Genomic DNA, 11,154 nt, shown 5'->3' with positions numbered 1-11,154 from the left:
CAACGACGGACCTCACTTGATATCCATCAACTCATCGGCGATCAGCGCAGGGCCATGACCGTTGCCCATTGTTCGGCCGTCACCGGCATCACCGAGAGTCGCGAGCCTTTCTGCACCAGCGGCATCTCAGCCAGGGCGGTCTGTTGCTTGAGGTAGTCGAGCTTCAGCACGCGGGGGAACGTTTCGACGTGGGCCACGTCGATCGCGGTCCAGGGGTTTTTGTCGGGGCCGGCCTTGGGGTCGAAGTAATGGCTGTCGGGTTCCAGCGCTGTCGGGTCGGGGTAGGCCGCGCGGACGATCCGGCCGATCCCGGCAATGCCTGGCTCGGGGCAACTGGAGTGGTAGAAAAAGAACGCGTCGCCCACCGCCATGGTCCGCAGGAAATTACGCGCCTGGTAGTTGCGAACCCCGTCCCAGCGTGCCTGGCCGAGCTTTTCCAAGCCTTGGATGGATAATTCGTCGGGCTCGGACTTCATCAGCCAATAGGCCATGATTGCTACTCCTTGGCGGTGTTGAAAAAAATAGTTCAGCGATTTTATGACAAACCGACAGTCGGTTGACGCCAGAGTTTGCGTGTCGCGGCCGGTTGCCGCAAAATGCCGGCCTTCCAAGCTTGACGCTGCTGCACGGCCAATAAGAAAACCGCTGCTGTCATCGTGTGTGATATGCCTTGAGGGGGGCAATCGATGAAACGCAAACCGGATTTGTTGTGGATCTTGGTCATTCTGTTCGGTCTGGGTGTCGTGACCACGGGTTACGCCCAAAGCCTGTGGGCCAACAAGACCGACGCGCCGGTGGAAATCACCCAACCCGCGTCATCGTTCAAACGCTGAACCCGCTTTTCTGGCGCCGCTGATGAGCGCGGCGTCTATCGCGCGATATACCAATGCCTGTCGCTGACCGTTCCCTGCAGCGGTACGTCCCAGCTTGCCTGCGCCAATCGTTCGACTTTCTGGCATTCATGGGCCAGCCCCAATAGCGTCGGCTTGCGCCACTGCTTGCGTCGCGCCAGATACGCCAGGCTGCGGTCATAAAAGCCGCCGCCCATGCCCAGTCGACCACCCGCATCGTCAAACCCCACCAATGGCAACAACACCAGGTCTAGCGTCCAGACCTTGCGTTGCCGGGCGATGTTCTTGCGCGGTTCAGGAATACGAAACCGGTTGGGCTGCATTTTTTCGCCGGGGTGGATGCGCTGGAACACCATCTTGGTCTGCGGCCACGGACTGAGCACCGGCAGGTAAGTGGCCTTGCCTCGGCGCTGGGCCGCGCGCAGCAGCAGGCGCGGGTCGATCTCGCCATCGTTGGGCAAGTACAGGGCGATGTGTTTCGCGCGGCGAAACAGCGGATGCTGGGCCAGTTGTTTGTACAGCCCGCGGGCGGCTTGCCGTTGCTGGGCCGGCGTCAGGGCGCGACGGGCCTGGCGCAGCAGGCGTCGAAGTTGCGGGCGGGGCAGCAGTGCAGGTTCGGTCATATCCGTGCTTCACGCAGTGGCGATGCCTCAGCGTAACCGCAAAACAGGCTGGCCAGAAATGCCTGCGCCAGAAACGACAATGCCAGTCCACATGGACTGGCATTGTCTGGAATCAGGCTCCCCGGATGAACCGCTGTCGGCTTAGCCCTTGAACCCGAAAGTTCAAGGTGGAAGTTGCAGGGGGCGTTAAGGCTTTCCGTCAAGCGGACATGCACACCGGCCCCAACGTGCAACCCCCGTGGTTGTGCGTATCGGCTCAGGGACATCACCAACTGGCAAGCACCCCAGGGAGTGAGGCGAGTATACCTCAGGCAGTCTCGCGAATCAGCCTTTGCTGACGTCTGGATCGGTGGCGAGCACCAGATCCACCCGATCGAGCAGGTCGCGCACCTGTTCGCGGGTCGAGCCGCTGACCTGCAGGTCAGGCGTATCCTGGCGATGCAGCAGGTCGTGGGTGATGTTCAATGCAGCCATCACGGCGATGCGGTCGGCGCCGATGACTTTGCCGCTGCTGCGGATCTCGCGCATCTTGCCGTCCAGGTAACGGGCGGCGCTCACCAGGTTGCTACGCTCTTCCTGGGGGCAGATGATCGAATATTCTTTGTCGAGGATCTGCACGGTAACGCTATTGCTTGAACTCATGAGTCTTGCTCCAGGGCCTTGAGGCGCGAAATCATCGATTCGACCTTACGCCGGGCGATTTCGTTTTTTTCAATGAGGTGCGCGCGTTCCTCGCGCCAGGTTTTTTCCTGAGCTAATAGGAGTCCGTTTTGGCTCTTAAGTTGCTCGACCCGGTCAATTAGCAGTTCGAGTCTGGCCATCAGCGCTTGCAGGTCGGTGTCTTCCATTGTGTCCACTGAAGATTGTGTCTGATGGAGGGTATGGGTCGCACAGCCTCTGATAGTCTTGGCGAGTCTGTCGATGTAGGATACAAGGCCTCCATTCTAGACATAGCGCCGTCTGGCGCCTAGCTGCCCATGCCCATTCAGAATTCCCCGTATCAAGCATTCGCCACCCTGCTGAGCACCAGCGGTCATCCTGTCTCGCCTGCCGAACTGCATGGCCTGCTGCTCGGTCGCAGCTGCGCCGGCGCCGGTTTCGAGGCCGACGGCTGGTTGGCCGACGCCGCCGAACTGTTGGAAGGCGAGCCGGCGGACAACGTGCGCAACGCGCTTATCGGCCTGCAGGAAATGGTCAAGGGCGAGCTGACCAGCGACGACATGACTGTCGTCCTGCTGCTGCCCACGGACGACGCGCCCTTGGCTGAACGCGCCGCGGCGCTGGGCCAGTGGTGCCAGGGTTTCCTCGCCGGCTTCGGCCTGACCCGCCGCGAATACGCCTTGAGCGAAGAGGCCAAGGAAGTGTTGCAGGACTTGGCCGCGATCTCCCAGGTCCAGGATGCCCTGGAAGAATCCGATGACGGCGAAAGCGACTACATGGAAGTGATGGAGTACCTGCGGGTCGCGCCATTGCTGCTGTTCACCGAGACCAAGAAAACCGATGCAGCGGCCCCCAAGCCGTCCTTGCATTAATTTTTAGAGGGAACACCGTCTGCCCATGATTCATATCCCGAAATCGGAATACAGCCGTCGCCGCAAGGCCCTGATGGCGCAGATGGAACCCAACAGCATCGCAATCCTGCCCGCCGCCGCCGTTGCGATCCGCAACCGCGACGTCGAGCACGTCTACCGCCAGGACAGCGACTTCCAGTACCTCAGCGGCTTTCCCGAGCCGCAAGCGGTGCTGGTGCTGATGCCGGGTCGCGCCCATGGCGAGTACATCCTCTTTTGCCGCGAGCGCAACGCCGAACGTGAGTTGTGGGATGGCCTGCGCGCCGGCCAGGAAGGAGCGATCCGTGACTATGGCGCCGACGACGCGTTTCCCATTACCGACATCGACGACATCCTGCCGGGCCTGATCGAAGGCCGCGACCGGGTGTATTCGGCCATGGGCAGCAACCCGGAGTTCGACCGGCACCTGATGGAGTGGATCAACGTGATTCGCTCCAAAGCCCACCTCGGCGCCCAGCCGCCGAACGAATTCGTTGCCCTGGATCATCTGCTGCATGACATGCGCCTGTATAAATCGGCGGCAGAAGTGAAAGTGATGCGCGAAGCGGCGCGGATTTCCGCCCAGGCGCATATCCGGGCGATGCAGGCCGCGCGCCCGGGGCTGCATGAATTCAGCCTGGAAGCCGAGCTCGATTATGAGTTCCGCAAGGGCGGGGCGAAGATGCCGGCCTATGGCTCGATCGTCGCGGCGGGTCGCAACAGCTGCATCCTGCACTACCAGCAGAACGACGCGCTGCTCAAGGACGGCGACCTGGTGCTGATCGACGCCGGCTGTGAAATCGACTGCTACGCCAGCGATATCACCCGAACCTGGCCGGTCAGTGGCAAGTTTTCACCCGAGCAGAAGGCGATCTACGAAGTGGTGCTGGCTGCCCAGGAAGCCGCGTTTGCCCAGATCGCGCCGGATAAACATTGGAACCAGGCCCACGAAGCGACGGTGCGGGTGATTACCGAGGGGCTGGTGCGCCTTGGGCTGCTGGAGGGTGAGGTGGATGCGTTGATCGCCAGCGAGGCCTACCGGGCGTTCTACATGCACCGCGCCGGCCACTGGCTGGGCATGGACGTGCACGATGTAGGTGAATACCGGGTGGGTGGTGAGTGGCGGGTACTTGAGGTCGGCATGACGCTGACGGTGGAGCCGGGCATCTACATCAGCCCGACCAACCGCAGCGTAGCGAAAAAATGGCGCGGCATTGGCGTGCGCATCGAGGATGACGTGGTAGTGACCAAAACCGGTTGTGAAATCCTGAGCCATGGCGTACCGAAGGCGGTCGCCGACATCGAGGCCCTGATGGCCGCAGCCCGGACGCAAGCGGCATGAGCCGGGTCAATCTGGCGATCGTCGGCGGCGGCCTGGTCGGCGCGAGCCTGGCGCTGGCCCTGCAGGCCGGTGCCAAGGCCCGGGGCTGGAAGATCATGCTGATCGAGCCCTTCGCCCCCGGCGACGCCTGGCAGCCAAGCTACGATGCCCGGTCTTCGGCATTGTCCTACGGTGCCCGGCAAATTTATCAACGCCTGGGTGTCTGGCAGGAGATTTCCCGCCGCGCCGAGCCGATCAAGCAGATCCATGTGTCCGACCGCGGGCGGTTTTCCACGGCGCGCTTGTCGGCCATGGAAGAGGGCGTACCGGCGCTGGGTTACGTGGTGGAAAACGCCTGGCTCGGCCAGTGCCTGTGGCAAGGCCTGGACCCGGAGGTGGTCAGTTGGCGCTGTCCGGCGCAGGTCACCCGGATGGAACCGCTGGTCGGCGGTTATCGCCTGACCCTCGACGACGAAACCACCCTGGAATGCGACCTTGCCGTACTGGCAGATGGCGGCCGCTCCGGTCTGCGCGAGCAGTTGGGTATCGGTGTGCGCAGTCGACCCTACGACCAGAGCGCCTTGATCGCCAACATCACCCCCAGCGAAGCCCACAACGGCATGGCCTTCGAACGTTTCACCGATGACGGCCCGATGGCCTTGTTGCCACTGCCGGAGAATCGTTGCGCGCTGGTCTGGACCCGCCAGGGCATGGACGCACAACGGTTGGCGGCCCTCGACGAGCGCAGTTTCCTCAGTGAATTGCAGGGCGTGTTCGGCTATCGCCTGGGCACCCTGAAACAGGTGGGCGTACGACATCTGTACCCGCTGGCGCTGGTGGAGGCCGAAGAACAGGTCCGTTCGCACCTGGCGATCCTGGGCAACGCCGCCCACAGCCTGCACCCGATTGCCGGGCAGGGGTTCAACTTGTCCCTGCGCGATGCCCAGGCTCTGGCCGATGCCCTGCTCGACAGCGAAAGCGCGCCTGGGGATTTTGCCGTGTTGCAAGCCTATCGCGAACGCCAGCGAATGGATCAGGCCCTGACCGTAGGCTTCTCCGACCAGGTCACACGCCTGTTCGCCAGCAGTCTGCCGTTGGTGTCCCTGGGCCGCAACCTCGGCCTGTTGGGTCTCGACTTGCTGCCGCCGGCCAAGCGCTGGTTCGCCCGCCAGGCCATGGGGCTGGGGACGCGTCCCGATGCTTGAGGCCGGGGCTGTCATTTCTTTTCATGGGCGACCGATGTCGCCAGCAAAACAGGCTTAGAGCATGGAATTGCGTGCAGATCTGCTGATTGTCGGCGCCGGTATGGTCGGCAGCGCCCTGGCGCTGGCGTTGCAGGGCAGTGGCCTGCAAGTGCTGTTGCTCGACGGCAGCCCGATGAGCGTCAAACCCTTCGATCCCCAGGCCGCGTTCGAGCCCCGGGTCAGTGCCTTGTCGACGGCCAGCCAGCGGATCCTCGATCGCCTGGGTGTCTGGGACGGCATTACCGCTCGACGCGCCAGCCCCTATACCGACATGCACGTCTGGGACGGCAGCGGCACCGGGCAGATCCATTTCTCGGCCGCCAGCCTGCACGCCGAGGTGCTTGGGCACATCGTTGAAAACCGCGTTGTGCAGGACGCCTTGCTGGATCGACTGCATGACTGCGACCTGGGCCTGCTGGCCAATGCCCGGCTGGAACAGATGCGTCGTTCCGGTGACGACTGGCTGCTGACCCTGGCCGATGGACGCACGTTGCGCGCGCCCCTGGTCATCGCGGCTGACGGTGCGAATTCCGCTGTGCGCCGCCTGACCGGCGTCGCCACGCGCGAATGGGATTACCTGCACCACGCTATCGTCACCAGCGTGCGCAGCGCCCGGGCGCATCGAATGACGGCTTGGCAGCGTTTTACCGACAACGGTCCGCTGGCGTTCCTGCCACTTGAGCGTGACGGTCAGCATGATTGGTGCTCGATCGTCTGGTCCACCACCCCCGGTGAAGCGCAGCGTTTGATGGCGCTCGATGAAACTCAATTCTGCAGCGAACTGGAACGGGCCTTCGAAGGCCAGCTCGGTACGGTGCTGAGTGCCGACCCGCGCCTGTGCGTGCCGCTGCGCCAACGGCATGCCAAGCGATATGTGGCCGAAGGGCTGGCGCTGATCGGCGACGCGGCCCATACCATTCATCCGTTGGCCGGGCAGGGCGTGAACCTGGGCTTCCTCGACGCCGCCGTGCTGGCCGAAGTGCTGTTGCAGGCGGCCGGACGTGGCGAACGACTGGCAGACGTGAAGGTGCTGAGCCGCTACGAGCGGCGACGCATGCCCCATAACCTGGCGTTGATGGCGGCGATGGAGGGTTTCGAGCGGTTGTTCCAGGCCGATCCATTGCCGGTACGCTGGTTGCGTAACACCGGCTTGAAACTGGTGGACCGCATGCCTGAGGCCAAGGCGTTGTTCGTGCGCGAGGCGCTGGGGTTGATTGGGGATTTGCCGGATCTGGCCAAGGCCTAGATTTTTGTCGGGGGCAAAGGCCTCATCGCGGGCAAGCCTTGCTCCCACAGGTGTGCAATGTGGGACGAGCTTTTGTGGGAGCAAGGCTTGCCCGCGATGGCGGACGCAAAAACACAGCACATTTCAAGCGGCAACATTTGGAAATGTGTCCGACCATTGTTCGATTGAGATGCCAAATGTGAGTCCTTATCATTTGCGCCTCGTTCACAATCCAGAGACCGCTACCATGTCGGCATCCAAGCGCCTGCTGTCCGCCCTCGCCTTGACCCTGATCGGTACCACTGCCGCCCAGGCCGCCGATGAGGTGGTGGTCTACTCTTCGCGCATCGATGAACTGATCAAGCCGGTCTTCGATGCCTACACCAGGAAGACCGGCGTGTCGGTGAAGTTCATCACCGACAAGGAAGCGCCATTGATGCAGAGGATCAAGGCCGAGGGCGAGAACGCCACCGCCGACCTGCTGCTCACCGTCGACGCCGGCAACCTCTGGCAAGCCGAGCAGATGGGCATCCTCCAGCCGTTCACCTCGTCGATGATCGACGCCAACATCCCGTCTCAATACCGCGCTTCTTCCCACGCCTGGACCGGCTTGAGCCTGCGGGCGCGGACCATTGTCTATTCCACCGACCGGGTCAAACCCGCGGAGCTGAGCACCTACGAGGCCTTGGCGGGTGACGAATGGGAAGGTCGCCTGTGCCTGCGTACGTCGAAGAAAGTCTATAACCAGTCGCTGACCGCCACGCTGATCGAAACCCACGGGGCGGAAAAAGCAGAGGCCATCCTCAAGGGCTGGGTCAAGAACCTGTCCACCGACGTCTTCTCCGATGACACGGCGCTGCTTGAGGCGATCAACGCCGGGCAGTGTGATGTCGGCATCGTCAATACCTACTACTATGGCCGCCTGCACCAGCAGAAGCCGGACCTGAAGGTGAAGCTGTTCTGGCCGAACCAGGCCGACCGCGGCGTGCACATCAACCTCTCGGGGATTGGCTTGACCAAGCATGCACCGCACCCGGACGCCGCGAAGAAGCTGGTGGAGTGGATGACCACGCCAGAAGCGCAAAACATCTTTGCCGACGTGAACCAGGAATTCCCGGCCAACCCGACAGTCGAGCCGTCCAAGGAAGTGGCGGCCTGGGGCAAGTTCAAGGCCGATACCCTGCCGGTGGAAGTCGCGGGTAAACGCCAGGCCGAAGCCATTCGCATGATGGATCGCGCTGGCTGGAACTGAACCTGTGGTGAGGGAGCTCGCTCCCACCGGGCCTGTCGGAACTGTGTAGGCGCTGTGTAGGAGCTGTCGAGTGCAACGAGGCTGCGATCTTTCCCCAGACACTTGAATCTCAAGCGAAAGATCAAAAGATCAAAAGATCAAAAGATCAAAAGATCAAAAGATCGCAGGCTTCGCCAGCTCCTACAGAGTCCAGCGGTAGCAAGTCCTGTTTGTTTAACGAGAGTATTCCTTGGCCCACCCCGCCCAACGCCGCTGGTATCCCCTGGTCTTCGCCATCGCCGCGCTGGTCCTGTTGCCCTTGAGCGTCTTGCTGCTGTCCTGGCAGAGCATCGACCAACAGATCTGGTCCCACTTGTGGGGCACGCAAATGCCGCGCTTGTTGGGCAACACCCTCACGTTGATCCTTGGCGTGGGTGTCGGGGTGACGCTGCTGGGTGTCAGTCTCGCCTGGCTCACCAGCCTGTGTGAGTTCCCCGGGCGACGCTGGCTCGACTGGGCGTTGATGCTGCCGTTTGCGATTCCGGCCTACGTGCTGGCGTTTGTCTTCGTCGGCCTGTTGGACTTTGCAGGCCCCGTACAGACGCTCATGCGTGAATGGTTCGGCAGCGGCCTGCGCCTGCCCCGGGTCCGTTCCACTGGCGGGGTGATCCTGGTCCTGGTACTGGTCTTTTACCCTTACGTCTATCTGCTGGCGCGCAGTGCGTTCCTGGCCCAGGGCAAGGGCTTGATGGAAGCTGCCCGGGTGCTCGGGCAATCGCCGTGGCAGGCGTTCTGGCGCGTGGCGTTGCCGATGGCCCGACCGGCCATCGGGGCGGGCGTGGCGTTGGCGCTGATGGAGACCCTGGCGGATTTCGGCGCGGTGTCGGTGTTCAACTTCGACACCTTTACCACCGCGATCTACAAGACCTGGTACGGTTTCTTCAGCCTCTCCAGCGCTGCCCAACTGGCCAGCCTGCTGTTACTGGCGGTGATGCTGGTGCTCTACGGCGAACGCCGGGCCCGCGGTGCCCATCGAGCCAGTAACGAGCGGCCCCGAGCGAAGGCTTTGTATACGTTGCGCGGTCTCAAGGCCGTGGCAGCCAGCAGTTGGTGCTTGCTGGTGTTCGCCTGTGCCTTTGTCATTCCGGTGCTGCAGTTGGTGGTGTGGTTCTGGCAACGCGGTCGTTTCGACCTGGACGAACGTTATGCCGGGCTGATCGTCCACACCCTCTACCTGGGCGGCCTGGCCGCGCTGATTACCGTTTGCGTGGCCTTGCTGCTGGCGTTCGCCCGACGACTGGCGCCAACCCGTCCGATTCGTGCCGGCGTCGGCCTCGCGAACCTGGGCTATGCCTTGCCCGGTTCGGTGCTGGCGGTGTCGATCATGCTTGCATTCAGCTATCTGGACCGTGAGCTGGTCATCCCGCTGTCGAGTTGGCTAGGCGGCGCAGGCAAGCCGTTGTTGCTGGGTAGCCTGTCGGCGCTGTTGCTGGCGTATCTGGTGCGCTTCCTGGCCGTGGCCTACGGTCCATTGGAAAGCAGCCTGGCGCGAATTCGTCCGTCTTTGCCCGAGGCTGCACGCAGCCTTGGGGTCAGTGGGCCACGACTGTTTTTCAAAGTGTATCTGCCCTTGCTGTTGCCCGGCACCTTGAGCGCGGCGTTGCTGGTGTTCGTTGACGTGCTCAAGGAAATGCCCGCGACCCTGCTGATGCGCCCGTTCGGCTGGGACACGCTGGCGGTGCGGATCTTCGAGATGACCAGCGAAGGCGAGTGGGCCCGGGCCGCGCTGCCGGCCCTGACGTTGGTGCTGGTGGGGTTGTTGCCGGTCATCGGATTGATACGACGTTCGGCCCATCGAAACAGCTAGGTGTCAGTCCTACCTCATGCGGCTACAATGCGCGGCATTCGGTGCGGTCCGTCTGTCGGACCGGGCAACTGAGAACGTCAGAAAACTCCTTTTTTCAGACGCTCACGCTACGCAGTGCCCGTCCGCACCTTCGCCAAGCCCGGAAGGAGAAACCCATGGGACAGCGTACGCCTCTGTATGACCTTCATCTCGCCCTTGGCGCGAAGATGGTCGATTTTGGCGGTTGGGATATGCCTTTGCACTACGGCTCGCAAGTCGAAGAACACCATCAGGTGCGTCGCGACTGTGGAGTGTTCGATGTATCCCACATGACCGTGATCGATGTCGCCGGCGTCCAGGCCAAGGTCTGGCTGCAGCGCTTGCTGGCCAATGACGTCGATCGTTTGCAGGACACAGGCAGTGCCTTGTACAGCGCGATGCTCAACGAGCGCGGCGGCATCGTCGACGACATGATCATCTACCGTGTCGAGGACGGTTATCGGTTGGTCTTCAACGCCTCGACTCGCGATCAGGATATGGCCTGGATGCAGGCACAGATCGGTGACTACGACGTGCAACTGCATGAACGCCCCGAGCTGGCGATGCTGGCGATCCAGGGCCCCCAGGCCCGGCAGAAGATTGCCGAACTGGTGACCCAGCAGCGTGGGCAAATCATCCAGCAACTCAAACCTTTCGAAGGTCGCGCCGATGGCGAATGGTTCATCGCCCGGACCGGCTACACCGGTGAAGATGGCCTGGAAATCGTCTTGCCTGCCCAAGAGGCCCCGAGTTTCTTCAACGACCTGGTAGGGGCCGGCATTTCGCCCATCGGCCTCGGCGCCCGCGATACCTTGCGCCTGGAGGCTGGCATGAACCTCTACGGCCAGGACATCAACCAGGACGTTTCGCCGCTGGCCTCGAACATGGCCTGGAGCATCGCCTGGGAACCGCTGAGCCGCCAGTTCATCGGGCGCAGTGCGCTGGAAGCCGAGCTTGCCAGCGGTGTGCAGCACAAACTGGTCGGGCTGGTGCTGGAAGAACGGGGTGTTTTGCGCGCCCATCAGGTGGTTCGCATCGCCAATGTTGGCGAAGGGGAGATCACCAGTGGTAGTTTTTCTCCTACGCTTAGCAAGTCGATCGCCCTGGCACGTGTTCCGATGGCTACCGCCGACCGTGCCGAGGTAGAAATTCGCGGCAAGTGGTATCCGGTACGGGTGGTCAAACCGACCTTCGTCCGCCATGGCAAAACCCTGATCTAACCTT

12 protein-coding genes and 1 other RNA gene are annotated in these 11,154 nt (G+C 62.4%); 8 read left to right on the top strand and 5 right to left on the bottom strand.

Annotated features, from left to right (window positions below; genetic code table 11):
* Positions 1–41: 41 nt before the first annotated feature.
* Positions 42–491, bottom strand: coding sequence for an EVE domain-containing protein (locus KI237_RS29090; RefSeq protein WP_212798075.1), 450 nt, complete (start codon positions 489–491; stop codon positions 42–44).
* A gap of 195 nt (positions 492–686) precedes the next feature.
* On the opposite strand from KI237_RS29090, the gene KI237_RS29085 reads away from it, so the two are divergent.
* Positions 687–833, top strand: a complete 147-nt coding sequence (locus KI237_RS29085) for a hypothetical protein (RefSeq protein WP_003206689.1) — start codon at positions 687–689, stop codon at positions 831–833.
* A 35-nt stretch (positions 834–868) separates the two neighbouring features.
* Here KI237_RS29085 and KI237_RS29080 read toward each other — a convergent pair whose 3' ends face one another.
* The 4 genes from KI237_RS29080 to KI237_RS29065 form a co-directional block, all read right to left on the bottom strand.
* Positions 869–1,474: a 5-formyltetrahydrofolate cyclo-ligase gene (locus tag KI237_RS29080; RefSeq protein WP_212798074.1), complete on the bottom strand. Its 606-nt coding sequence runs from the start codon at positions 1,472–1,474 to the stop codon at positions 869–871.
* 114 nt (positions 1,475–1,588) lie between these two features.
* Positions 1,589–1,768, bottom strand: a non-coding RNA gene (ssrS, locus tag KI237_RS29075) — 6S RNA.
* A 30-nt stretch (positions 1,769–1,798) separates the two neighbouring features.
* A complete protein-coding gene (locus tag KI237_RS29070) occupies positions 1,799–2,116 on the bottom strand; it encodes a cell division protein ZapA (protein WP_003177364.1) in 318 nt (105 codons plus the stop codon).
* Entirely contained in the window at positions 2,113–2,322 is a 210-nt protein-coding gene (locus KI237_RS29065) for a TIGR02449 family protein (protein WP_003177365.1), read from the bottom strand. The genes KI237_RS29070 and KI237_RS29065 overlap by 4 nt, the downstream gene beginning before the upstream one ends.
* A gap of 129 nt (positions 2,323–2,451) precedes the next feature.
* Here KI237_RS29065 and KI237_RS29060 point away from each other — a divergent pair, with 129 nt between their 5' ends.
* The 7 genes from KI237_RS29060 (at position 2,452) to gcvT (ending at position 11,150) form a co-directional block, all read left to right on the top strand.
* Complete coding sequence (locus KI237_RS29060; RefSeq protein ID WP_058542287.1) at positions 2,452–3,006, top strand: YecA/YgfB family protein; 555 nt, start codon at positions 2,452–2,454, stop codon at positions 3,004–3,006.
* A 25-nt stretch (positions 3,007–3,031) separates the two neighbouring features.
* On the top strand, positions 3,032–4,366 hold the full coding sequence (pepP, locus tag KI237_RS29055) for a Xaa-Pro aminopeptidase (RefSeq protein ID WP_212798073.1): 1,335 nt from the start codon (positions 3,032–3,034) through the stop codon (positions 4,364–4,366).
* The gene (gene ubiH, locus KI237_RS29050) at positions 4,363–5,550 is read left to right on the top strand and encodes a 2-octaprenyl-6-methoxyphenyl hydroxylase (protein WP_212798072.1); all 1,188 of its coding nucleotides are present in this window, start codon (positions 4,363–4,365) and stop codon (positions 5,548–5,550) included. The genes pepP and ubiH overlap by 4 nt, the downstream gene beginning before the upstream one ends.
* 67 nt (positions 5,551–5,617) lie before the next feature.
* Positions 5,618–6,835 carry a 2-octaprenyl-3-methyl-6-methoxy-1,4-benzoquinol hydroxylase gene (locus KI237_RS29045; protein ID WP_212800713.1) on the top strand — a complete coding sequence of 406 codons (1,218 nt, stop codon included), beginning with the start codon at positions 5,618–5,620 and terminating at the stop codon, positions 6,833–6,835.
* Positions 6,836–7,061: 226 nt separating this feature from the next.
* Positions 7,062–8,066, top strand: a complete 1,005-nt coding sequence (locus KI237_RS29040; RefSeq protein ID WP_212798071.1) for an extracellular solute-binding protein — start codon at positions 7,062–7,064, stop codon at positions 8,064–8,066.
* 229 nt (positions 8,067–8,295) lie between these two features.
* Positions 8,296–9,912, top strand: a complete 1,617-nt coding sequence (locus KI237_RS29035) for an ABC transporter permease (protein ID WP_212798070.1) — start codon at positions 8,296–8,298, stop codon at positions 9,910–9,912.
* Positions 9,913–10,067: 155 nt separating this feature from the next.
* Positions 10,068–11,150, top strand: coding sequence for a glycine cleavage system aminomethyltransferase GcvT (gene gcvT, locus KI237_RS29030; protein ID WP_212798069.1), 1,083 nt, complete (start codon positions 10,068–10,070; stop codon positions 11,148–11,150).
* The last annotated feature ends 4 nt before the right edge of the window (positions 11,151–11,154 follow it).

It is taken from the genome of Pseudomonas sp. St316 (genome assembly GCF_018325905.1).
Lineage (GTDB): Bacteria > Pseudomonadota > Gammaproteobacteria > Pseudomonadales > Pseudomonadaceae > Aquipseudomonas.
Note: the sequence above shows the minus strand (reverse complement) of the source record. Positions and strands in the feature narration are given on the sequence as shown.

Coding starts and splice junctions, on each gene's coding strand:
- KI237_RS29090 (WP_212798075.1), bottom strand. CDS start 491: ATGGCCTATTGGCTGATGAAGTCCGAGCCCGACGAATTATCCATCCAA.
- KI237_RS29085 (WP_003206689.1), top strand. CDS start 687: ATGAAACGCAAACCGGATTTGTTGTGGATCTTGGTCATTCTGTTCGGT.
- KI237_RS29080 (WP_212798074.1), bottom strand. CDS start 1,474: ATGACCGAACCTGCACTGCTGCCCCGCCCGCAACTTCGACGCCTGCTG.
- KI237_RS29070 (WP_003177364.1), bottom strand. CDS start 2,116: ATGAGTTCAAGCAATAGCGTTACCGTGCAGATCCTCGACAAAGAATAT.
- KI237_RS29065 (WP_003177365.1), bottom strand. CDS start 2,322: ATGGAAGACACCGACCTGCAAGCGCTGATGGCCAGACTCGAACTGCTA.
- KI237_RS29060 (WP_058542287.1), top strand. CDS start 2,452: ATGCCCATTCAGAATTCCCCGTATCAAGCATTCGCCACCCTGCTGAGC.
- pepP (WP_212798073.1), top strand. CDS start 3,032: ATGATTCATATCCCGAAATCGGAATACAGCCGTCGCCGCAAGGCCCTG.
- ubiH (WP_212798072.1), top strand. CDS start 4,363: ATGAGCCGGGTCAATCTGGCGATCGTCGGCGGCGGCCTGGTCGGCGCG.
- KI237_RS29040 (WP_212798071.1), top strand. CDS start 7,062: ATGTCGGCATCCAAGCGCCTGCTGTCCGCCCTCGCCTTGACCCTGATC.
- gcvT (WP_212798069.1), top strand. CDS start 10,068: ATGGGACAGCGTACGCCTCTGTATGACCTTCATCTCGCCCTTGGCGCG.